21 protein-coding genes are annotated in these 22,536 nt (G+C 63.8%); 11 read left to right on the top strand and 10 right to left on the bottom strand.

The annotated features are described in order from the left end of the window. Positions 1 to 117: 117 nt before the first annotated feature. Together C9I57_RS14525 and C9I57_RS14520 are read right to left on the bottom strand one after the other, a co-directional pair. Complete coding sequence (locus C9I57_RS14525; protein ID WP_107151354.1) at positions 118 to 1,470, bottom strand: DUF3734 domain-containing protein; 1,353 nt, start codon at positions 1,468 to 1,470, stop codon at positions 118 to 120. Positions 1,471 to 1,521: 51 nt separating this feature from the next. Continuing rightward, positions 1,522 to 2,262: an acetoacetate decarboxylase gene (locus C9I57_RS14520; RefSeq protein ID WP_107151353.1), complete on the bottom strand. Its 741-nt coding sequence runs from the start codon at positions 2,260 to 2,262 to the stop codon at positions 1,522 to 1,524. A 292-nt stretch (positions 2,263 to 2,554) separates the two neighbouring features. Between C9I57_RS14520 and C9I57_RS14515 the strand changes: the two genes are divergently transcribed. Next, positions 2,555 to 3,718 (top strand): winged helix-turn-helix domain-containing protein, encoded by a 1,164-nt coding sequence (locus C9I57_RS14515; RefSeq protein ID WP_107151420.1) that lies wholly within the window; start codon positions 2,555 to 2,557, stop codon positions 3,716 to 3,718. A gap of 72 nt (positions 3,719 to 3,790) precedes the next feature. On the opposite strand, the gene pcaD is transcribed toward C9I57_RS14515, so the two are convergent. Genes pcaD through C9I57_RS14495 form a run of 4 tightly spaced genes read right to left on the bottom strand, consistent with a single transcriptional unit; the run spans position 3,791 to position 7,166 of the window. Then, positions 3,791 to 4,549: a 3-oxoadipate enol-lactonase gene (gene pcaD, locus C9I57_RS14510; protein ID WP_107151352.1), complete on the bottom strand. Its 759-nt coding sequence runs from the start codon at positions 4,547 to 4,549 to the stop codon at positions 3,791 to 3,793. A gap of 47 nt (positions 4,550 to 4,596) precedes the next feature. Next, entirely contained in the window at positions 4,597 to 5,799 is a 1,203-nt protein-coding gene (gene pcaF, locus C9I57_RS14505; RefSeq protein ID WP_107151351.1) for a 3-oxoadipyl-CoA thiolase, read from the bottom strand. Positions 5,800 to 5,815: 16 nt separating this feature from the next. Next, entirely contained in the window at positions 5,816 to 6,472 is a 657-nt protein-coding gene (locus tag C9I57_RS14500) for a 3-oxoacid CoA-transferase subunit B (RefSeq protein WP_107151350.1), read from the bottom strand. 10 nt (positions 6,473 to 6,482) lie between these two features. Beyond that, positions 6,483 to 7,166 carry a 3-oxoacid CoA-transferase subunit A gene (locus tag C9I57_RS14495; RefSeq protein WP_107151419.1) on the bottom strand — a complete coding sequence of 228 codons (684 nt, stop codon included), beginning with the start codon at positions 7,164 to 7,166 and terminating at the stop codon, positions 6,483 to 6,485. Positions 7,167 to 7,399: 233 nt separating this feature from the next. On the opposite strand from C9I57_RS14495, the gene C9I57_RS14490 reads away from it, so the two are divergent. The 3 genes from C9I57_RS14490 to C9I57_RS14480 all read left to right on the top strand — a co-directional run bounded on the left by C9I57_RS14490 (position 7,400) and on the right by C9I57_RS14480 (position 9,283). Next, positions 7,400 to 8,233: an IclR family transcriptional regulator domain-containing protein gene (locus C9I57_RS14490; protein WP_107151349.1), complete on the top strand. Its 834-nt coding sequence runs from the start codon at positions 7,400 to 7,402 to the stop codon at positions 8,231 to 8,233. A gap of 182 nt (positions 8,234 to 8,415) precedes the next feature. Then, positions 8,416 to 8,856 (top strand): Hsp20/alpha crystallin family protein, encoded by a 441-nt coding sequence (locus C9I57_RS14485; protein ID WP_026229416.1) that lies wholly within the window; start codon positions 8,416 to 8,418, stop codon positions 8,854 to 8,856. A gap of 16 nt (positions 8,857 to 8,872) precedes the next feature. Further along, complete coding sequence (locus C9I57_RS14480; protein ID WP_107151348.1) at positions 8,873 to 9,283, top strand: Hsp20/alpha crystallin family protein; 411 nt, start codon at positions 8,873 to 8,875, stop codon at positions 9,281 to 9,283. A 96-nt stretch (positions 9,284 to 9,379) separates the two neighbouring features. Here the strand turns inward: C9I57_RS14480 and C9I57_RS14475 are convergent, their stop codons facing one another. Then, positions 9,380 to 9,871, bottom strand: coding sequence for a hypothetical protein (locus tag C9I57_RS14475; RefSeq protein WP_107151347.1), 492 nt, complete (start codon positions 9,869 to 9,871; stop codon positions 9,380 to 9,382). A 351-nt stretch (positions 9,872 to 10,222) separates the two neighbouring features. On the opposite strand from C9I57_RS14475, the gene C9I57_RS14470 reads away from it, so the two are divergent. Next, entirely contained in the window at positions 10,223 to 10,663 is a 441-nt protein-coding gene (locus C9I57_RS14470; protein WP_258187643.1) for a response regulator, read from the top strand. 384 nt (positions 10,664 to 11,047) lie between these two features. Continuing rightward, on the top strand, positions 11,048 to 12,649 hold the full coding sequence (locus C9I57_RS14460; protein WP_107151344.1) for a PAS domain-containing hybrid sensor histidine kinase/response regulator: 1,602 nt from the start codon (positions 11,048 to 11,050) through the stop codon (positions 12,647 to 12,649). A 15-nt stretch (positions 12,650 to 12,664) separates the two neighbouring features. Here C9I57_RS14460 and C9I57_RS14455 read toward each other — a convergent pair whose 3' ends face one another. Further along, a complete protein-coding gene (locus C9I57_RS14455; RefSeq protein WP_107151343.1) occupies positions 12,665 to 13,291 on the bottom strand; it encodes a glutathione S-transferase family protein in 627 nt (208 codons plus the stop codon). A 125-nt stretch (positions 13,292 to 13,416) separates the two neighbouring features. On the opposite strand from C9I57_RS14455, the gene C9I57_RS14450 reads away from it, so the two are divergent. Together C9I57_RS14450 and C9I57_RS14445 are read left to right on the top strand one after the other, a co-directional pair. After that, entirely contained in the window at positions 13,417 to 15,069 is a 1,653-nt protein-coding gene (locus C9I57_RS14450) for an ATP-binding domain-containing protein (protein WP_107151342.1), read from the top strand. Positions 15,070 to 15,673: 604 nt separating this feature from the next. Further along, positions 15,674 to 15,946 (top strand): YodC family protein, encoded by a 273-nt coding sequence (locus C9I57_RS14445; RefSeq protein WP_107151341.1) that lies wholly within the window; start codon positions 15,674 to 15,676, stop codon positions 15,944 to 15,946. A gap of 91 nt (positions 15,947 to 16,037) precedes the next feature. On the opposite strand, the gene C9I57_RS14440 is transcribed toward C9I57_RS14445, so the two are convergent. Beyond that, on the bottom strand, positions 16,038 to 16,337 hold the full coding sequence (locus C9I57_RS14440) for a superinfection immunity protein (protein WP_107151340.1): 300 nt from the start codon (positions 16,335 to 16,337) through the stop codon (positions 16,038 to 16,040). 127 nt (positions 16,338 to 16,464) lie between these two features. Here C9I57_RS14440 and C9I57_RS14435 point away from each other — a divergent pair, with 127 nt between their 5' ends. The 3 genes from C9I57_RS14435 to C9I57_RS14425 all read left to right on the top strand — a co-directional run bounded on the left by C9I57_RS14435 (position 16,465) and on the right by C9I57_RS14425 (position 21,162). Then, positions 16,465 to 17,922 (top strand): M20/M25/M40 family metallo-hydrolase, encoded by a 1,458-nt coding sequence (locus C9I57_RS14435; RefSeq protein WP_107151339.1) that lies wholly within the window; start codon positions 16,465 to 16,467, stop codon positions 17,920 to 17,922. A 165-nt stretch (positions 17,923 to 18,087) separates the two neighbouring features. Then, on the top strand, positions 18,088 to 18,666 hold the full coding sequence (locus tag C9I57_RS14430; RefSeq protein WP_107151418.1) for an NnrU family protein: 579 nt from the start codon (positions 18,088 to 18,090) through the stop codon (positions 18,664 to 18,666). A 258-nt stretch (positions 18,667 to 18,924) separates the two neighbouring features. Further along, positions 18,925 to 21,162 carry a hypothetical protein gene (locus C9I57_RS14425; RefSeq protein WP_107151338.1) on the top strand — a complete coding sequence of 746 codons (2,238 nt, stop codon included), beginning with the start codon at positions 18,925 to 18,927 and terminating at the stop codon, positions 21,160 to 21,162. A gap of 57 nt (positions 21,163 to 21,219) precedes the next feature. Here the strand turns inward: C9I57_RS14425 and C9I57_RS14420 are convergent, their stop codons facing one another. Next, on the bottom strand, positions 21,220 to 22,491 hold the full coding sequence (locus C9I57_RS14420; RefSeq protein ID WP_107151337.1) for an MFS transporter: 1,272 nt from the start codon (positions 22,489 to 22,491) through the stop codon (positions 21,220 to 21,222). Positions 22,492 to 22,536 lie beyond the last annotated feature (45 nt).

The following is a 22,536-nucleotide window of genomic DNA, read 5'->3' as shown; positions in this document are numbered from 1 at the left end:
GCTCGACGGTTGGTCACAGCCGCCCGTCGCGGCATACAAGGGGCAGCATGGGTTGACGCTGAATGAGCCGAACTGGAAGTGCGGCTGTTGATGAAAATGCCCCCGGCCGCCAACCGATCAGCGCCGGCGGTTCCTCTTTGCGCTGCTCGGTTCCACCGCCTCGAGGGCCGCCGCGCCATAAGGCTCCTGAGCCACTGATTCACTTTGCAACAGCCCCGAAGACGCCTTCATCGTCTCGGCGTTTCTGCGCGCACGATGAATATCGTGCGTCACGAACCCCGCATCGTTATCCGGCATGTCGAGCCAGTCCCGATGCGCCAGCGTCTCGCGGATATCCTTGAGCCCAGCGGCCCAGTGTTCGCGCATCGTCGAAACGCCGAACTGATAGTCCTTGTAGTGGGCTTCGTACTTCTGCTGCTGATAGATGAGATGCAACACGTTATACCGACGCCCGCACGCGAGCTCTTCCGCCACTTGGCACCAGGGATCGTTCTCACGCACGTCCGCCGGCACCTTTTCGAGCACTTCGCGCAGCACGTTCCGGAATCGCTGCGAGCGCTGCATCATGTCGGTCACGAGGCGGGTACGGCTCGAATACTGAATGTCCTTCACGCGCGAGGCGACTTCGGCGATGTTGTCCGGCACAGGCCCGCGGGCGCTCCAAAGATCGACCTGGAACGCGAGCGTATCCTTGCGCGGCGTCGAGCGCATCACTTCGTAAAGCGGCGTGTTCGACACAACGCCGCCGTCCCAGTAGTGCTCGCCATCGATCTCCACGGCGGCAAACCCCGGCGGCAACGCCCCGGACGCGATGAAATGCTCGGGGCGCAACTTCATGCGCGTGTTGTCGAAATAGGCGAAATTGCCGGTCCCGACATTGACGGCGCCAACCGAGACGCGGACCTCACGCGCATTGATTCGATCGAAATCGCAAAGCCGCTCGAGCGTGGTCTTGAGATGTGACGTGTCGTACCAGCTCGCCGCGGCCGGATCGCCCGATACCCATGGCAGCGGCGTCGGCATCCGCGGCGTGAAGAAGCCGTGTTGGCCCTGCATCAGCGCGCCGGCCGCCTGCAGCGCGGTAAAGCCCTTGCGCACCATCTCGTTCATATCGAACAGCATTTGCTCAAGCGGCGCGGCAACTGACGGCCAATAGGCAGGCCGGCAAATCGTCTCCCAGAACTCGCGCAATCGTTCGACGCGCTTCGCCGGCGCATTGCCCGCGATGATCGCGGTGTTGAGCGCCCCGATCGAGATGCCGGAGATCCAGTTCGGCGCGATGCCGGCTTCGTCGAGCCCTTCATACACGCCGGCCTGATAAGCGCCGAGCGCGCCGCCCCCCTGCAGTACGAGTGCAATCGTTTCGTAAGGCGGCAGATGAATATGCGCGGGATGCCGGGCCGAGTCGACTTCGACACCAATGCCAGCATCGTCATCGGCGCGCTTTTCAGCAGGGGCGTGTGGTTTCATTTTGGGGTACTAACCAGTCTGTATGGAAGGCGCTCGACGATCAAGCGGATCTTAACGCGCGAGGTAATCGTGGACGACCTCACCGAGACCAAGCGTCAGATCGGCGATGAGATGCCGAGCTTCGACGATTTCGAGCACGGGCAGATCGGCGACCGGCGCCAGCGCATGCGGTGTCAGTTGCAGAGCGGCGGGGCCGGTCCACGCACCCTTCATGACGATATCCGTCAAGTAGTAGCGCACGAGCTCGCAAATGCGCGGTGAGCCGTCCACATGCGGAATGATCTTCAGCAAGTAGTTCGGAGCGGCGAGCCGGTTGCTCTGCTCGACGATATCGAGGTCCTTGTGCTTGTAGCCCATCGTGCCCGTCGCCACGCGCATGGAGCCATAATCGAGCGTGCCCATCAACGTATCGAGGTGCGTCTCGAGCTTCGGAAACGCCAGCTTCTTCGGAAATCCCCACAGCTCGCGTCCGCCCGCAATCGGCGGATGGTCGTCGAGATACATCGCCAGCGTATAGCCGCCCGGCTTGCCTTCGAACGTCACGGGAATGACCTGGCCGCTTTCGGTGTAATCGCCGAAGCCCGTGGAATCACGCATGCGGATGAACTCGTAATGGACGAGCGGTTCATCGATTTGCAGCGGTTCGGGCACGACTTCGCGCAGGCGATCGGGATCGGTGCGGTAGGTGATGATCAGGAATTCGCGATCGAAGAAGCGGTAGGGGCCGATGGGAAACGCCGGGCTCGTCAGCGGCATCGCAAAGGCGTTTTTTCTTACGCGGTCAGGGCTCATGGGCGCTCGCAAAGAAAAAGCCGACACGGGGTGCGTCAGCGGCACGCACAGAATACGAATGCTTTGTTGCAACGGCAATATGCCGCGCTGAAACAGAACGTTGCCTTGCGCGCACCTAATCGGCCGGTTCTTTCGCGTCCTGCAACACGGCTTTGTCGGCACCGGCGAAAGACTAACGTTGTTCTGTATCTTCAGGCAAGCACCGATTTCGGCTATCGGCGCGCGACTGTCAACGTGCGCATCGAAAATGGCCGAAGTACACTGCCGGTTTAGCTTGCGATTTCTCGTTCGTATGTCCAAGCACTCAGTTGCCCCGGCCTCGTTGAGTCCCCGGCAGGCCCGCCAGATCTGGCTCAAGGCGCAAAGACTCGATACGCCCGAACCGTTCGGGGACGGGGTCCAAGCGACGCAAGCGGCCGTCGAGCATCTCGGTTACGTGCAAATCGACACGATCAACGTGATCGAGCGTTGCCACCACCACATCCTATGGAGCCGTATCCCGCGATACCGGCGCAATGATTTGCATGTTGCACAGGCTATCGATAAGACGGTATTCGAATATTGGACCCATGCGCTTTCCTACGTGCCGGTGCGGGACTTGCCATATTTTCTGCCGGCAATGCGGCGGCACAGTAGCGAGCCGGGCCGCTGGTTCAGCGCGGTGACGCCCGCCGAGGTGCGCAGGATCGTCAAAAGGATCGAGACGGAGGGGCCGCTTTCGATCAGGGACATCGAAGACGACGAGCTGCAAGAGAAAGACCACCCATGGGCCAGCAGAAAGCCATCGAAGCGAGCGCTGCAGCTCGCGTTCTACAACGGCTTGCTCACGATCAGCGCGCGCGCGGGAATGGTGAAGACTTACGAGCTGATGCAACGGCACTTCGGCTGGGAGAAGCGCCCGAAGGGCGCGACGGAGCGCGAGGTCGTCGACTATCTGGTCGATCGCGCTTTGCGCTCGCAAGGGCTCGTCAGCCTCGATTCGATCTGTCACCTCGATGCCGGTCGCAAATCCGCTGTGCGGCAGGCGATCGAGTCGCGCGTCAAGAAAGGGCAGCTAGTGCCCGTCGAAATTGCCGGTGAGGGTATTCGAAAGAACGAGCATTGGATCGAGCCGGACCACCTCGAAAGCGACGCCGGCAATTCGGCATGCGCTGTCCATATCCTGTCGCCGTTCGATCCGCTCATCATCCAGCGCAAGCGCCTGTCGCTGCTGTTCGGCTACGAGCACAAATTCGAGGCCTACCTGCCGAAGGAAAAGCGCGTGTTCGGATACTTCGGTCTACCGGTATTGGTCGACGACGAAATCGTCGCCGTGCTCGACTTGAAGGCCGACCGCGAACGCAAGAAGCTGCTCGTGCAGCAATGGACGTGGGTCGGCATCGGCAACGCGCGAGCGCACAAGAAACGCATCGAGGAGGCGTTGCATCGCTTCGATGCGTTTCAGTTCGCGGGCTGAAGGGCTGAAGGGCTGAGGAGCTAAAGAGCTGGCTGGCGGCTGACGTTCCCAGCTTGCCACGCTGTCGTCAAGTCAGTCACCGAAAAAGCGCAAGACGGCCTCGGTGAACGCATCCGCCGCCTCGATGTTCGACAGATGCGATGCATCAAGTTCGACGAGACGAGCGCCGGGCACCCGCGCAGCGATGAACCGCGCATCATCGACGGTCGTCACCGGATCGTGCACACCGGCGATGACGAGCATGGGACATGAAATGCGCGCGATGTCTTCGCGCAGGTCGGCATCGCCGAGCGCATCGCAACAGGCTGCATACCCTTCAGGCGAAAGCGATCGAAGCCGTGTCGTCAACGCTCCGACCGTCGCGGGTTGCGCTGCGATGAAGCGCGGCGTAAACCAGCGCGCGGCCGCACCGTCGGCTACGTCTGCGATGCCTTGCTTGCGAACGAGGTCCGCCCGGGCGCGCCATCCTTCCGTGGTGCCGATGCGCGCGGCCGTGTTCGACACGACGAGCTTGTCGATCCGCGCTCCGGCGTGAACGCCGAGCCATTGGCCCGTGAGCCCGCCCATCGAAATCCCGACGAAATGCGCACGCTCGATGTCGAGCGAATCGAGCAGGCCGATGACGTCGCGGCCGAGCTCATCGATCGTGTACGAACCCGGCGGCGCGGCAGAGCGTCCATGACCCCGCGTGTCGTAGCGCAACACACGGAACTTCGCCCGCAACGCGTCGATCTGCGGATCCCACATCTCGAACGTCGTGCCGAGCGAGTTGGAGAGGACGATGACCGGCGCGCCGGCCGGCCCGGAAAGCTCGTGATGAAGAGTCGTCATGAATGTCGCGGTTCCCGTGTTGTCGCAAGCGATCGAGATGGAACGGATCAGACACGCTCGATGACGACGGCGATGCCCTGCCCGACGCCGATGCACATCGTGCAGAGCGCATTGCGTCCGCCCGTGCGCGCGAGCTGGTACGTCGCCGTCGTGGCGAGTCGCGCACCCGAGGCGCCGAGCGGATGGCCGAGCGCAATCGCCCCGCCGTTCGGATTCACGCGCGCGTCGTCGTCGGCAAGGCCGAGGCTGCGCGTGACGGCGAGCGCCTGCGAGGCGAACGCTTCGTTCAATTCGATGACGTCCATCTGATCGAGCGTGAGTCTCGCACGTTCGAGCACCTTACGCACGGCTTGCGCGGGACCGAAGCCCATGATGCGCGGCGCGATGCCCGCCGTCGCCATGGCAACGACGCGTGCGCGCGGCGTCAGCCCAAAGCGTGCCGCGTCGCGCTCGTTGGCGAGCAGGAGGGCGCACGAGCCGTCGTTGACGCCCGACGAGTTGCCGGCCGTGACTGTCCCGTCGGGACGCACGACGCCCTTCAGCTTCGCGAGCGCTTCGAGCGAAGTGGCACGAGGATGCTCGTCCTTGCCGACGATGACAGGCTCGCCTTTTTTCTGTGGGACGCTGACCGGAATCAGTTCGTCGTCGAAGCGCCGCGCCTCTTGCGCGGCCGCGGCGCGCATCTGGCTGCGCAGCGCGAAGTTGTCCTGATCCTCACGGCTGATCGCAAATTCGGCCGCGACGTTCTCGCCGGTTTCCGGCATCGAATCGACGCCGTACATCGCCTTCATCGCAGGGTTGACGAAGCGCCAGCCGATGGTCGTGTCCTCAATCTTGGCCGAGCGGCTGAAGGCCGTCTCGGCTTTGCCCATGACGAACGGTGCGCGGCTCATGCTTTCCACGCCGCCCGCGATCATGAGGCTCGTCTCGCCCGTCTTGATCGCGCGCGCGGCCGTGCCGAGCGCATCGAGCCCCGAGCCGCAGAGGCGGTTGACCGTGCTGCCCGGCACGTCGACGGGCAGCCCCGCGAGCAGCGCCGCCATGCGCGCGACGTTGCGGTTGTCCTCGCCGGCCTGATTCGCACAGCCGTAGATGACGTCGTCGATCGCGCTCCAATCGACCTTGGGATTGCGCTCGATGAGCGCTTTGATCGGCAGCGCGGCGAGATCGTCGGCGCGCACGGTGGACAACGCGCCGCCGTAGCGGCCGAACGGCGTCCGTATCGCGTCGCAGATATAGGCTTGTTCCATGATGTCTTCCTGTTCGTCAGGCGTGCGCCGCCGAGGTCGCAAGGATCAGCGGGACAGGGGTGACCTTTTGCAGCTCGTCGAAGCTCAGGCCTTCGACGATGTCGATCACTTCAAGTCCGCGTGCCGTGATGTCGATCACGGCAAGGTCCGTATAAATTCGATCGACGCAGGCAATGCCCGTGAGCGGATAGGTGCAGCGCTCGACGATCTTGCATTCACCCTGCTTGGTCAGATGATCGGTCATGACGAACACTTTCTTCGCGCCGATCGCGAGATCCATCGCGCCGCCGACAGCGGGAATCGCGTCGGGCGCGCCCGTGTGCCAGTTCGCGAGATCACCGCGCGCCGAAACCTGAAACGCGCCGAGCACGCAGATATCGAGGTGGCCGCCGCGCATCATCGCGAAGGAATCGCCATGATGGAAAAAGCAGCCGCCTTCGATGAGCGTGACGGGCTCTTTGCCCGCGTTAATCAGCTCGGGGTCCTCCTGACCGGGCGCGGGCGCGGGGCCCATGCCGAGCAAACCGTTCTCGCTCTGCAGGAAAATTTCGCGCTCTTTCGGCAGGTAATTGGCCACCTTCGTCGGCAGACCGATGCCGAGATTCACGTAGGCGCCTTCGGGAATGTCTTGCGCGACGCGGCGCGCCATGTCATCTCGGGTCCACTTATGCATGTTTTGCTCCTCAGGCGGCCAGCGCGGCCTGACCGGGCACGGCCACGACGCGTTTGACGAAGATGCCCGGTGTGACGACGGCTTCGGGATCGAGCGAGCCGAGCGACACGATCTCGCTCACCTGAGCGATCGTGACCGACGCGGCCATGGCCATGATCGGACCGAAGTTGCGCGCCGTCTTGCGATAGACGAGGTTGCCCCAGCGATCGCCGCGATAGGCCTTGATGAGGGCGAAGTCGGCCTTGATCGGGTACTCGAGCACGTAATGCTTGCCGTCGATCTCGCGCGTTTCCTTGCCCTCGGCCAGCAGTGTGCCGTAACCCGTCGGCGTGAAGACGGCGCCGAGCCCGGCGCCCGCCGCCTGAATGCGGACGGCGAGATTGCCCTGCGGCACGAGCTCGAGCTCGATCTCGCCCGCGCGGTAGAGCGCATCGAACACCTGCGAGTCCGCCTGGCGCGGAAACGAGCAGACGATCTTGCGCACGCGTCGGGCTTTCAACAACGCGGCAAGCCCGAGCTCGCCGTTGCCCGCGTTGTTGTTGACGATCGTGAGGTCTTTGGCGCCTTGTTCGATCAAGGCGTCGATGAGCTCGGCCGGCTGTCCGGCCGTGCCGAAGCCGCCGATCATCACGGTGGCGCCGTCGAAGATGCCGGCCACGGCCTCTTGCGGCGAAGAAACGGTCTTATCGATCATGGTTGAGCTGTAGCGCTCGAGCGAGCGCAGGGTCGCTGTCGTGATGCTGCTCAATGTAAGGGCGAGCGGCAGCGACGGTCAAGGGCGATTATCGAAAGACCGTTCGGTGATCGAACAACGACGCCAACGGGTCTGCAGGGCTGGCATGCCGAAAAAGCACCAATTCAGGGCAATTGTTCGATAACCGAACAAACCGATTAAAATGCTCGCGAGCTACCCGTGGGAAATTCACTATGAACGAGCCGCTTCATCCGCCCGAGGCCGCGACTGCGCCCCCCGTACCAGACACGCCCATCGACGCACCGAGCGAGTCCGATCCCGACTTCATGACTTCGCTTGCGCGTGGGCTCGCCGTGATCCAGGCGTTTTCGCCGCAGCGCCGTGTGCTGACGATTTCCCAAATCAGCCAACGCACCGGCATTCCGCGCGCCGCCGTCAGGCGCTGCCTGCATACGCTCGGCAAGCTCGGCTTCGTCAGTGCCGAAGACGGCCGAAATTTTTCTCTGCGTCCGCGCATCCTCGCGCTCGGCCATGCTTACCTCGCATCGACGCCGCTCGCGAACGCCGCCCAGCCCGTGTTGCGCCACATCAGCAACACGTTGAACGAATCGAGCTCGGTGGCGATTCTCGACGGCGATGAGATTCTTTATATCGCGCGAGCGTTCACTTCGCGAATCATGACGATCGACCTGCACGTCGGCAGCCGCTTGCCGGCGTATTGCACGTCGATGGGACGGGTGCTGCTTTCCCATCTGCCGGGCGCGGACCTCGACGCCTACCTCGAACGCGCGAAGCTGATCCAGCACACGACGAATACGATCGTTTCACGCGAAGGCCTGCGCGAAGCCCTCGAATCCGTGCGCCGCGACGGCTACGCCGTCAACGATCAGGAACTCGAGATCGGCCTGCGATCGATAGCGGTGCCGATCGAGGCGCCGGACGGCCGCGTCGTGGCCGCATTGAACGTCGGCGCGCAAGCGGCCCGGGTGTCGGTCGCCGAAATGCTGAGTCGCTTCCTGCCGGTCTTGAAGGACGGCGCGCGCGAGCTTGGGTTGCTGCTGGCTTGAGAGGCGTCCGCGCGTGCATCGCGGGTCTTGAAATTTGCCGCGCGGTTCCTATCTCCTGTTTCGCTCGGGCAGTGACGCACGATCGTTGCTGCCTCGTGTTTCGATTTGTTTGCCGGTGCTCCGGCGGGCGGATGGGAGCGCGTCGCCCTTTCGCCTTTCTTTGGCGCCAGGAGGAAATGACCATGAGCGATCTCTTTTTCGGAACTGACCTTTTCGGCGAATTCGACCGTTTGCAGCGGCAGATGGCGAGCTTGTTCGGCGGTTTCCCGTCCAGCATCCGGGCGATGCAGCTTTCCGCTTTTCCGAACGTGAACATCGGTTCGACCGACGATTCGGTCGAAATCGTCGCTTTCGCGCCGGGCCTCGATCCGTCGAAGATCGAAGTGTCGATCGACAAGGGGCTGCTGACGATCAGCGGCGAGCGCGATTCTTTGCTGCCCGGGCCGGGCGACGAAACGCGGATTTATGCGCAGGAGCGCTTCGCGGGCAAGTTCCGCCGCGTCATCGAGTTGCCGCAGTCCGCCGATCCCGACAAGGTCGAGGCGCGTTACGAAAACGGCTGCCTGATGATCAGCGTCGGCAAGCGTGAGTCGTCGAAGCCGCGCGTCGTGGAAATTCACTAATCGAAGGAGGCCGATCATGAGCGATACGAACCAATTGGCTCAGCAGGACGACCAGCAGCAGGCGGTCGCGCGTCGCGACGGCGAGGCCGTCCGCCCCGTCAAGGTTACGCCTGCCGTTGACGTCTATGAGAACAAGCAAGGCATCACGCTGTGGGCCGATTTACCCGGCGTGAGTAAAGACAAGCTCGAAATCAACGTGCACGACGGCAGGCTCTCGATCGAAGCGGAGGCTGTCGTGGCGACGCCGGCCGCGCTGCGCGTGCAGCATGTGGAGATGCGGGAACCGCGGTTCGCGCGCACGTTCACGCTGAGTCCCGACCTCGATACGTCGAAGGTCGAGGCGGAGTTGCGCGACGGTGTGCTGAAGCTGACGATCCCGCGTCGTGAAGAAGCGCAGCCGCGGCGCATCGAAGTCAAAACGAGCTGAGGAGATCAGCCGCGCGCTGTTGGAGCAATCGACAAGGGAAAAGCCCCCCGGTCGCCGGGGGGCGAACGCAACGGTGCGAACGGTGCCGACGGCGCCTCAAACAGGTGTTTGCAGGCCCGGCACGCTGCGTCGCCTTGCGCGCTCCGCGATCGACGCAATGACGAAGGCCTCGGCTGTGGCGACGATCAGCCAGAAAACTAGTTCGAGGGCGACGAGAACGAGCGGCTCGCCGAACAGATTGAACGGCGCGAAGAATTCGAAGAACAGGTAGGCGAGCACGAAATTGAGGCCGGCGAAACGAATGGCTCTTGCCGTTATGCCCGCCGGCCAATGGGGCGCGAGCCAATCGTAGATCGCGGCATGAACGAGTCCGAACAGGAGGAGCCCGATCAGCATCGGAGCCGGCGCCGCGACGATTTTCGGTAGTGGCTCCAGTTGCGTCCAGACAGCGACAAATTTGCCGCTTTGCACCGGCGAGGCGAGCAAAACGCCGCCGCCCGTCCATCCGAATCCAAGCAGACGAAACGTGAGCAGCATCGCCACGTTGAGCGTCACGCCACCTGCCAATCCCGCGCCGAGCTTGCCCATTTCATGCTCCTTGTTGGAAGCCGAGACTCCGGCATGCGCGGGGGATTGTATCCCCGAGGAGTGGCTGCGCGGCATCCACTCGAAGGGATTGTCTTCAGGCACTGATTCGTCTCCTGTCATGCAGTTGAAGTCACGCTGCCGGTCATTTTTGCCATTGCGTGTGAAAGCCAACACTGCCGGCAACGTCATTCATCGTCGCGACGCCGGTACGTGGTATCGTCCGCCGCGACTCGAGTCGAGAGGCGAGTTGCGTAACGAGCTACAGTTTCGCTCGCGTGTGTCCGCTGCCGCTTAGGCTATGGCGCAGACAACATGCAACTCGGAGGCTCGAGCGAAGTCCCAAGCTCAAGAATGCCGCATCGGCGGTGTCAAAGAATTCATATGAATGGAGTACAGAGGCTGGAGCAGATGACGATCGTCGTCGTCGATGACGATCCCTCCAGCAGAGAATCGTTGACGGAGATGTTCGAAGCGGAAGGGGCGCGCGTCGTCGCGGCCCATGATGCCGAAGAAGGTGTCGAAGCCGTGTTGAGCATGACCCCCGACGCAGTGGTCTGCGACCTCGATTTGCCGGCGATGGACGGCTTTTATCTGATCCAGCGGTTGCGCGACGATGAGATTCGCCACAATCGCTCGCCGGCGGTTTCGGTCGCCATTACCGGCCATACCGACGAAGCTTATCGGCTGCGCAGCATCGGCGAGGGCTTTCAGCATTTCATGACGAAGCCGGCCGAACCCGATCGTCTCATTACGCTCATCGCCGAAGCCGTCGCCGAGCGTGCCGCGAGCTGAGCCTCGGCAGGGTCGGAAACGAACTCGGCTATCGAAGTTTCGATTCGAGTGTTTTTCGGCCGAGCGGGCCGGGCGCGCCGGGCAGGAAGCCGCCTCCCCGACCGAGAGTAGTTTTTGCAAATCTTTCCGGTTAAAACTGGCGTTCCGCACGCATTGCCAATGAAGGCCCGCGGCGCGCGCGATCCCTTTGCGGCGCGGTCGCGATGCGCTCGCCGAGCGATGCCAAGCGCATAACGACATTGTCCCGCGCGACGTTGCCGCGCGGCGGCCGGCGAGGCCGCGCGACCGCCAGTGCTCCCGCGGCACACATCGTGCTTCGAGCTTGCACCTGTTGCGGCAGTCGCTTCGACGCCGTCTCCTTCCAACAAGTCGCCGCCGTCGTCTATGCATCCGGACTCCTCCGCCTGGGACGTTCAGCCGGTCCCGCCCGCACCGGCACCCATCGCCCCGCCCGAGGAACCCTTCCGGATCCTGGTCGAATCCGTCCAGGACTACGCGATCTTCATGCTCGACACCAACGGCTACATCGTGAGTTGGAATGGCGGCGCCCGAAAGATCAAGGGCTACACGGCCGAGGAAGTCATCGGCCGGCACTTTTCGATCTTTTATCCTCCCGAGGACGTCGCGAGGGGCAAGTGTGAAACGGAGCTCGCCACCGCGGCGAGCGTCGGCCGCGTCGAGGACGAGGGATGGCGCGTGCGCAAGGACGGCACGATGTTCTGGGCGAACGTGGTCATCGCGGCCGTCTACCGCACGGAAGAAGACGGCGAACGGACGCTATGCGGCTTCGCGAAAGTGACGCGCGACATGACGGAGCGCAAGCGCTTGCGCGATCTCGAGGCCGCGAGCCATCACATGAACGAGTTTCTCGCGACGCTCGCGCACGAGCTGCGCAATCCGCTCGCTCCGGTCAGCAACGCACTGAGCGTCATGATGCTCGAGCCGCTGGTGAGTCCGACGCTCAGACAATGCCGCGACGTGATCGATCGCCAGATTTCGCACCTGACACGTCTTGTCGACGACTTGCTCGACGCCGGCCGAATTACGACGGGGAAGGTTGCGTTGCGCCTGGCCCCGGTTGATTTGCGCGACGTCGTCTCGCGTGGGATGGAGATGATCCGCCCGCACCTCGCATTGCGTCAGCAGGTTGCGGAAGTGAACGGGCCCGATACCGGCGTCATCGTGAACGGCGACATGGCTCGTCTGGTGCAGATTGCACAGAGTCTCTTCAGCAATGCTTCGAAATTTTCCGAGCAGGGCGGCCATATCAGCGTCGATATCGCACAGGAAAACCGTGCTTTTGCGGTCATACGCGTCACCGACGACGGTTGCGGGATCGACCCAGCAGTCATCGATTCAATCTTCGATCTGTTCGTGCAGGCCGACACTCGGCTGGAACGCAAGGAAAGCGGGCTCGGCATCGGCCTGACGCTCACCCGTTGGCTCGTCGAAATGCATGGCGGCTCCGTTTCCGCCACGAGCGGCGGGCTCGGGCGCGGTGCGAGTTTCACGGTGCGGCTGCCGTTGCTCGCGGCCTCTTTGGCTGCCAACAATGGTCACGATGGACTCGGGCAGGCGGGGGCGAGCGAGAACGGTCGCGGCGAAGCGCTTGCGATATTGATCGTCGACGACAACGTGGATTCTGCCGACAGCATGGCGATGCTGCTGCGCATGAAGGGGCATCGCGTTCACGTCGCTTACAGCGGGGCGCAGGCGCTCGCGCTGGCGGGCAAGACCAACGATATCGACGTGGCGCTCGTCGATATCGCGATGCCCGGGGCGGACGGTTTCACCGTTTTGCAACGGTTGAAGCAGGTATCGGCGCTGCGCGGCTCGCTGTTCGCCGCGATGACGGGTTTCGGTCAGGACAGCGATATCGAGCGCTCGCTATCGCGCGGCTTCGATGTCCATCTGACGAAACCCGTGCAATTGCCGCTCATCGACGCACTGCTCGAACGCGCCACGGAGCGGCGCACCGCACGATAAACGCCTGCAAGAGGCTCAGGTCAACGGGTGGTCGATATGCTTCTTGAACGGCGCGCGTTGAGCGAGCCGCTGATACCAGCGCTCGAGGTTCGGCATCGGCGGCCGCTCGATCCCGTCGAGCCCGAACCAGCGCTTCGCAAACGCGCCGAGCACGATGTCCGCGATCGTGAACTTCTCGCTTTCCACGTGAAAACGGCCTTGCAAATGACCGTCGAGCAGCTTCCAGCGCTTGATCAGCGTTTGCAGATTAGCCTCGAGCGCGGCCGCGTCGCGTTGGTCGGGCGCTGTCCGCACGAGGCTGATGAAAACCGGGCGTTCGGCGGGCTGCAACGTCGATAGGGACCAGTCGAGCCAACGGTCGACACTCGCGCGAATTTTCGGCTCGGCCGGGTAAAGCGAGCTCGATGCGCCATATTGCATGGCCAGGTAGCGCAGGATGGAGTTCGATTCCCACAGCACGAACGTGCCGTCGACGAGGGTCGGGATCTGCCCGTTCGGATTGAGCTCGAGGTACTCGGGATCGTTCACGCGGCCGAATTGCATGCCGGCGTCGATGCGCTCGAACGGAAGGCCCAGTTCGTCGCAACACCAGAGCACCTTTTGCACGTTGACCGAGTTTGCCCGTCCCCAAATCTTCAGCATCTTCAGCGTCCTCCAAGAAAAACGGCGTCGTCACATCGAGCCGGCCATGATACGCGGTTCGCGCAACACGATTAGTAAAATACGCGGCATCCGCAAGAAACTTACCGCGAGGAACCTCGACCGTCATGGCCCGCCTCATCCCCGACGATTGGAAAAATCTGGCCGCGACAGGCGCGGCGGAACGCGAGCGTGAAACACTCGCGCTGCTCGAAGCCGCGTTGCCGGCAGGCTACACGGTCTACCACGGCGTGCACTGGACGCGTCTCAGCGGAAGTTTCTCCGTTTTCGGCGAAGCCGATTTCGTCGTCGTAAGCCCCGCCGGGCGCGTCATGCTCATCGAGCAAAAGGCCGGCTTCCTGCGTGAAACGGCTAAAGGGCTCGTGAAGGTCTACCTTCAGACCGAGCGCAACGTTTCGATCGAGCTCGCCCGCACGGTCGAGCGCATGCATCGCCGCTTCACGGCCGCGTTCGGTGCGGGCACCTACGGTATCGAGGCGCTGCTCTTCTGCCCCGATTACATCGTGAAAGACGCCGCCATCGCCGGCATCGCTCCCGAGCGGATTGTCGATTTCACGCGCAAGGATCGGCTCGTCGCCGTCATTCTCGAAGCGCTGCCCGCCGACGAGCCGCGGCTGCCCTGCGCACCGAAGGTCCATCACTATCTGGCCGACGAGCTTGCGCTCACACCCGACGCCAGCGCGCTCGTGGGCCAGGCGGGCACGATCGTCACACGCTTGTCGGGCGGGCTCGCGACATGGGCCAGACGCCTCGAGTTCACGCCGTTCCGGCTGCGCGTGATCGGAACCGCGGGCTCCGGCAAGACGCAGCTGGCGGTACAGGTCATGAAAGACGCGGCAGCGAGCGGCAAGCGCGCGCTTTACGTCTGTTTCAATCGCCCGCTTGCCGATCACATCGCACGCGTCGCCCCGGCCGGCGCCAAGGTCGCGAACTACCACCAGCTCTGCGATGCGGTTGCGCGCGACGCCGGGTGGGTACCGGATTTCCAGGGGACCGATGTATTCGCGCGGCTCGAAAGCGCGTTTGCCGACGCTCCGATCGGCGAGAACTGGCGTTTCGACGTCCTCATCGTCGACGAGGGCCAGGATTTCCAGGAGTCGTGGGTCGAGGCGCTCGCCCGGCTCGTGCGGCCCGATGGCGCATGGTGGTGGCTCGAAGATCCGCTGCAAAATCTCTATATGCGCGAGCCGCTCGCCTTGCCGGGGTGGACGGTGCTCACCGAGACGACGAATTACCGCAGCCCGCGCGACATCCTCGACTTCGTGCGTGAGAAAGTCGGCGCGGCGGTGCCCCGGGCCTCCGATCTCGCCGCCGGCAGCCCCTTCGGCGGCTCCGAGATCGCGTTCAGCTCGTTCGACGAAAACGCCGGCGACGCCGTCGTCGAAGCGACCAAGCGCGCGATCACGCAGGCGCTCTCGTTCGGCTTTCGCAAGCAGGATATCGCCGTGCTCTCGTTTCGAGGCCGGGAAGGGTCGGTGCTGACGCCCCTCGAGCAGCTCGGCCCGCACCGGCTCAAGAGCTTCACCGGCAAATACGACTTGTTTGGCAGTCCTCAATATCGGGAGGGCGACGTGGTGCTGGAGTCGATCTACCGCTTCAAGGGCCAATCGGCGCCCTGCGTGATCCTGACCGAGGTCGATTTCGAGGAGTTCGACGAGCGGGCGGCGCGCAAGCTTTTCGTCGGCGCGACGCGGGCGACGATGAAATTGATCGTTGTAGCTTCGCGGCGGGCGATGCGACAACTACGCCCGGACGCTTGACCCGCGCGCGTCTGGTCTGACGAATTGCCGGGCTCGCACCGGCAATTCGTGCCGCCGAAGACGGGTTCGTCAGCGGCTCGAAGGTAAAAACAACGCGTAATTTCGGCGGCGCGACAGGCGATGCGCATGAATGAATTACGCATTCATCAATGAAAGGCGGCCCGGGCCGATCATTTGATCTACATCAAAGCAAATGTGAAGCGCCGGCCTAAATCCGTAATTTCCCCACGGTCCGGAGGAGTATTGGATCGCGCAAATGAGAGGCAACTCCGATTATCCGATTACCTGCATATCAGCGACCGTAAAGTACTATTATTTCCTTCGTGTGATTTTCCGTCCCTTATTTTGTGGTGTGCCTTGTGAGCCTCTCAGGCCGTTCTTGTGAGATTGCGCCGAATATTTGACGCGGCGCGTCTCATGGCAAACGCGGGGCATCGTTTTCCCTGAAACTGCTTGTAGAATAAAAATTCTATTGTTAGTCTCTACCTGCCTTCGCTAATTCTCGCGGGGGTCGTTACTAGACGTTTCGCAATTCGTTTTTCGGTTCGCCGGCGCACATACGCGGCGGTGAGAAATCGACTGGGTTGCTATTGACGGGGCGCACATGCTGACGGATACGATGGACAGGCAGGAACAATTTTGCGCAGGCGATGTCGTCACGCTGAAAACTGGGGGCGCTCGCATGACGGTGACGTATGCGGGAGCCGACGAAGGCGGCGATTGGTTGTTGTGCCAATGGTTCGACGAGCACGGCGAGCTGCGACAAGAGAAGTTCATGCGGGATGCACTCGCCCGCGAGCCTCGTTCGATCTCCCCGGGCCTCGTGCATGTGCGCCGGTCCGCGCCGCCATCGGTCCCGCGCGCCTCGCGCACTTAACTCAGTGTGAACAGGCCCTGGAGAACCGGGGCAGGTCGAGCCGGTCGGGCGCGGGGTTGCGCGTCCTTGCCAATCGGCAGGCGCCGAACGGCTAACCGCGTCGATCGGCCCTTCGTGCGATGCGATCAGTGAGCGCTTGTGAAAACGCCCGCATGCTCAGAACTCGACGCTTGCGGACGACGTCGCTTGCCAAGTCCACCGGCGGATTCGGCAGAAAGGCCCAGCGCATCGCGATCAGCCAGCCGATTCCGGTCCAGCCGACGCACGCGGTGAAGAGCGCGATGAGCAGCAGGTCGTGGCGCTTGCGGCGGTCGGCGATGATCGCCGGCAGGAAGTAGAGCGCGAGCGCCAGCACGACCTCCACGACCTGCACCGCAATCTCATCCAGCATTCCATCCAACATGAAGACGCTCCAGGGTCCGTGGACCATTGTCGCGCGTTCCCGGCTTGTTCGCTAATGTCTGCACGAGCGCGCCCGAGGCTCTATCATGAGCGCTTTGAGCCAGAGGGCACCCGCCATGACCGTAGCCGACACGGCACAAAAGCCGCTCGATCACGACGCGCTGCGCGAATTCGTCGACCGCAAATGGAATGACGAGATCGTTCCGGCCTTGACCGATTACATTGCGATACCCGCGAAAAGCCCCGCCTTCGACTCCGACTGGGCAAAGCATGGCTATCTCGAGCGTGTGGTCGCCGATGCGGCGCGTTGGGCAGAGGCGCAGCGCGTGCGCGGTCTGAAGCTCGAGATCGTCAGACTGCCGGGCCGCACGCCTGTGATTTTCTTCGAAACGCCGGCCACGCGTGCCGGCAGCACCGATTCGATCGTCCTGTACGGCCATCTCGACAAGCAGCCCGAATTCGAAGGCTGGCGCAGCGATCTCGGCCCGTGGCTTCCCAAGTATGAAGACGGCAAGCTTTACGGCCGCGGCGGGGCGGACGACGGATACGCAATCTACGCGAGCCTGTGCGCGCTCGCGGCGCTCGACGAACAGGGTATCGAGCGTCCCCGCTGTGTCGGACTCATCGAAACCTGCGAGGAATCGGGCAGTTACGATCTGCTTCCGTACGTGGACGCGCTGCGCGACAGGCTCGGCACCGTCGGGCTCGTCGTATGTCTTGACTCGGGCGCCGGCAATTACGATCAGCTTTGGCTCACGACTTCGCTGCGTGGGCTCGCGGCCGGATCGCTCGAAGTCGAAGTGCTCGAGGAAGGCGTGCATTCGGGATCGTACGGGGGCATCGTGCCGTCGAGTTTTCGCGTTATGCGGCAGCTCTTCGATCGGCTCGAAGACGCGGCCACCGGGAATCTACTGCCGGGCGCGTTTCACTGCGAGATCCCCGCGAATCGCTTGCGCGAAGCGGAGGCGACCGCCGGCATTCTCGGCGACGAAGTCTGGAAGCCCGCGCCGTGGGCCTGCGGCCAGGACGGCAAGCCGGTGCTTCCCGTCACGGCCGATCCGCGCGAGGCGCTTCTGAACTCGGCCTGGCGCCCGTCGCTGGCCGTGACGGGCGCGCAGGGCCTGCCGCCGCTCGCGAGCGCGGGCAACGTGCTGCGCCCGCGCACGGCGTTCAAGTTGTCGCTGAGATTGCCGCCGCTCATCGACGCGGCGCGCGCCGTGGCCGAGCTCAAGACGCTGCTCGAGCTCGATCCCCCCTACAACGCGAAAGTCACGTTCAAGCCCGAAGCGAGTGCCGCGAACGGCTGGAGCGCACCCGAGCTCGCGCCGTGGCTCGGCGAGGCGCTGCAGCGCGCGTCGCAGACGCATTTCGGTGCGCCGTGCGCGTTCATCGGCCAAGGCGGCACGATCCCGCTCATGAACATCCTGCAAGCCGGGTTCCCGAAGTCGCAATTCGTCGTCTGCGGCGTGCTCGGCCCCAAGTCGAATGCGCATGGCCCGAACGAGTTCCTGCACGTGCCTTACGCGAGGAAGCTGACGGCCGCGATGGCCGAAGTCATCGCCGCGGCGCCGTGAGTCCTCAGGCGGCCGACTCCCGGCGCGCGGCGCACCGCGCACCCTGACGTGAGCCGTCGCACCCAAGCGCGGCTCGTCGGTCAACTTGCCTGAAGGATCGGCATAGGCTACCTTTTGCTCGCCCGTTCGCCTCGACGGATAACGAAAATGCCAAAGGAGCTCGATATGGCGGTGCTGATTCTCGGTTTAATCGCGTTTCTCGGCGTGCATTCGGTGCGCCTCGTCGCCGAGCCGTGGCGCGCCGCGCAGTTCGCGCGTCTCGGCGAGCAGCGTTGGAAAGGTCTCTATTCGCTCGTCTCGCTGATCGGTTTCGTGCTGATCGTCTGGGGCTACGGAATCGCGCGGCGCTCGCCCGTCCTGCTATGGGCCCCGCCGGTCGGCGCACGTCATCTGACGGCGCTTCTCGTGGCCATCGCATTCATACTCATCGCGGCGGCGTATGTTCCTGGCAATCACATCAAGCGCGCGGTCGGCCACCCGATGTACGCGGGCGTCGCGATATGGGCGATCGGTCACCTGCTCGCAAACGGCACGATCAATGCCGTCGTTCTATTCGGCGCATTCTTCGTCTGGGCCGCCGCCGGATTCCTGATCTGGCGTGGCCGCGACAGCCGCACGGGGGTCGCGTATCCGGCCGGCACGACGGCGGGCGACCTCAAAGCCGTCGTTGGCGGCCTCGTCGCCTGGGCCGTCTTCGCATTCCTTCTTCACGGCTGGCTCATCGGGGTAAGGCCGTTCGGCTGACGCTTCGCACGCCGATGGCGCGTGACCGAGCGTAGTGGCGCATCGAATCGGCAAAGACGACCGATTCGATTCGCGTGTCAGTCAATTCCTACCGACCACCGATAAAACCGACGCGAAATCGCGCGCGCCGCTGATTTCCGCGTAACCGCGGACCAGCAATACTAGCGGGACAACACGGGCGAGAAGCCCGGGCACATGTCCGAAACGTTTGGTAGTCCTAACTAGTACATCGCTGGGCGCGGTTCCGAGGGAAGTCCGATGAGTGAAGGTGTTCGCCACACGACCCTGTGGCGCGGGGAAGCTTTTGTCCGTTTTGCGCGACGCGCCTTCGCGTTCGCGCTCGTGAGTTCGGCGCTGTTGCACACATTGGCGTTCGCGCAAGCGTCGCTGAACTACACGACGTCATGGATCGGCAACACGTTCGGCTTCGGCGACGGGAAATGGGTGCAGCTCGATGTCGAAGCGCTGGCGGTCGGCCAGGACGGCACCGTCTACACCAATGCGCCCTGGGACGAAAGCGGTAGCGAGATCGGCGCGTACAAGGGCGGCACGAAGGTCGGCTACGCCGGCCAGACGCACGGGTGGGGCAATGCCGGTGGCGACGCGATCGCCGTGAACGGCACCTATTTGTACGCCGGCATGTCGATCGGCAATGAAGGGGGCAAGCTCGTCGGCAGCGGATATCCCTCCAACGGTTCGACGTGGTATGGGATCACGCGCCGCCCGCTCGCCGATATCACGCAAGGTGCGCCGTTCAAAGGCGGCGTCGGCAATCAGAGCAACGCGACGGCGGCGAGTTTCCTCGTTCTCGATGTCGTTCCCGACGGAACCGACGCCTCCATTCGCGGGCTCGCCGCTACGAGCACGGCCCTTTACGTCGCGAACACGTATGCGAACCAGATTCAGGTCTTCGATGCGAACACGATGGCGCCCGTCATCTCATGGGGCGCTCCGTCGCCGGGGCGCATCGCGATCGATACCGACGGCTCGCTCTGGGTCATTCAGGGGTTGCAGTCGACGTCCGGCCGCACCGTCGCACATTACTCGGCGAAGGGCGCCGTCCTGCCGGGCACGGTCACGCTGCCGAGCAATGCGGTGCCCGTCGATCTGGCCGTTGCCCCGTCCGGTCAACTGCTCATCGCCGACGGCGGTCCTTCGCAGCAGATTCTCGTTTTCGGCAAGACGGCATCGGGGCTCGTGCAGCCCATCACCGGAATCGGCGCGCAGGGCGGGATTTTCGCTCCGACGCCCGGCGTGCCGGGTGACTGGCGCTTCAACGGCATGACGGGCATCGGCTTCGATGGCGGCGGCAATCTCTATGTCGCGCAAAACAGCGCAGGCCCGCGCGATTTCGGTTCGTTGTCGACGGGGCAGGGCACGGTGCTCGAGAGTTACAACTGGTGGTCGAAGGCGCTCAACTGGCGGCTGCACGGATTGCTGTTCGTCGACGGGGCGGCGCTCGATCCAGCATCGCCGAGCGACGTCTTCAGCGGCTCGAAGCATTTCACGTTGAATTACGCGGCCGGTCCAGGCCAGGAATGGAGCTACAAGGGTTTCACGATGAACCGCTTTCGCTACGCCGACGACCCGGCGCTCCATCTCACGCGCGGCGTACGAGGGGAGCCGCTCGTGCGCCGGATCAATGGCGCACGGTACCTGTTCACGCAGGACATGTACGCCCACTACCTGAGCATCTATCGCTTCGCGCCGACGACGGATGGAGAAGTCGCGATTCCTTCGGGTCTGCTCTCGCAAAATCCGATTCCCGGCAACTGGCCCGCCGGCCAACCTGCCTACGGCGAATGGATGTGGCGCGACACAAACGGCGATGGCCGGCTCGCGCCGAGCGAAATCCAATCGAACGGCGCGACGGGCAACAGCGTGTACAACGGCTACTGGTGGGTCGACGATGCGGCCAACATTTGGCTCGCGACGGGCGGCAGCGGAATTCGCGAGATGCCGCTGCAGGGCGTCGATTCGTTCGGCAATCCCATCTATCAGTACAACTCGGCGAAGACGTTCGCGACGCCGCAACCGTTCACGAGGATCGCGCGGATCGTCTATGTGGCATCGACGGATACCATGTATATCTCGGGCTATACGAATACGGCGCCGTACGAGGCGTCGAACTGGAAATCGATCGGCCGCGTCGTTGCGCGCTACGACAACTGGAGCTCCGGTGCGCCGAGGCTTCAGTACGTGATTCCGCTCGTCTACGGCCCGACGCAAAATCCGGCGCTGATCCCCGTCTCGCTCGCGGCGGCCGGAAACTATCTGTTCGTTGCCGAGAGCACCACGGCGCGACTCGATGTCTACGACGCGCGCACGGGCCAGCAGGTGGGGGCGCTGGCGCCGCAATCGACGGTCGGCAGCACGAGTGGCTGGATCGACGCGGAGATGGCGATCAGCGCCGCGATCCTGCCGAACGGCCAGTATGTCGTGCTTGCCGAGGAGGATGCGCGGGCCAAGGTCCTGATGTATCGCTGGACGCCGTGACACGATGACATGATGGGCCGACGTCGTCGCGGCAACGACGATCGTCGTTTCCATCTCCTACCGGTTTGCGGAGTTTGCCGGCCGAGGGAAAAGCGGATAGACGCCGAGTGCCAGCAGCCCGGCCACCCACCAGACGCCCGCCCACGAACTGGCGGCGAGCAGATGCGGGATTGCGAGCGGCGCGAGAAAGAGACCCGCATAGACGACGGTGTTCCCCATGCCGAGCGCGGTGCCGGCGCGGGATGGGCCGGCCAGCGTGGCGAGCTCGGCATACGCTACACCGTGCCACGCGGAAATGCAGATGCCCGCGACGACGACCATCGCCACGACGACGGCGATCGGCACGCCGCGACCGAGCATGACGGCCGATGCCAGCACCGCGAATGATGCCGCCGCGACGAGCGTCGATCCGCGCAGATAGGCGCGCCGGTTGCCGCGCCGATCCGTGTAGCGGCCGCTCCAGATACGCATCGCCATTGCGCCGATCTGCACCGCCGCCATGGTGAGGCTGATCCCAGCCGTGCCTACGCGAGCGAAGTCGTGCAGGAAAACGGTGGCGAAGGTCAGCACGGCGAACTGGGGCACGCAGAGAATGCCGATGCCGAGCGCCACGCGCCAGACGCCGGCATCGGTGAGCGGTCCGCGTTGCGATCGGCCCGATGCGCGAGCGACGGGGCGCTCGGCATGCTCGGCGTGCGGCGGCCGATGTAACCAGCGCAACGCGAATGCGGCTGAAACGAGGCACATCGAGGCCAGCACGCCAAAGACGCAACCGAAGCCCTTGCTCGAGGCGAGCCACGGCAGCAACGAGGCGCCGATCCCGCCACCCATCGGTACGGCGGTCTGCCGGATGCTCATCGCCAATCCGCGCTCGCCCTCCTTGAACCAGCCCATGATCGCTCGTCCGCTCGATCCGTTGACGCTGCCGCCGAGCAAACCGGCGACGCACATGGCCGCCGCGAGAAACGTCGCGGTGGGTGCCGAGCCTGGCGACGGCACGACGGCGAGCATCATGAAGAAGAGCACGAGGGCGGTGCCGACGAGCCCCGTGACGAGCACGCGCCGATCGCCGAACCGATCGGTGGCCACGCCCCAGGGCAACTCCGAGAGGGCGAGACCGAGCCCCATCGACCCGAGCACGAGACCCAGCTCCGCATTGCCGAGGTGATAATCCGCGCGCATCCAGACGGCCGTCGTCGGGATGCCTGCCGCCGCGGCCGAGAAGCTCGCATTCGCGGCAACACCGGCCCCGAGCACTTTCCAGCGATGCGAAGCGCCGAGTGGCTGCCCGCTGCGTTCGGCGCCTTTGGCGAGACATTGCGTTTCCATCGAAATCCCCGTGCGCGGTGGTGTTTGACGGGTGCAGTCTCGCAC

The sequence above is a fragment of the Trinickia symbiotica genome, assembly GCF_003028655.1.
Classification (GTDB): domain Bacteria; phylum Pseudomonadota; class Gammaproteobacteria; order Burkholderiales; family Burkholderiaceae; genus Trinickia; species Trinickia symbiotica_A.
This window is presented reverse-complemented; position numbering and strand designations above follow the sequence as displayed.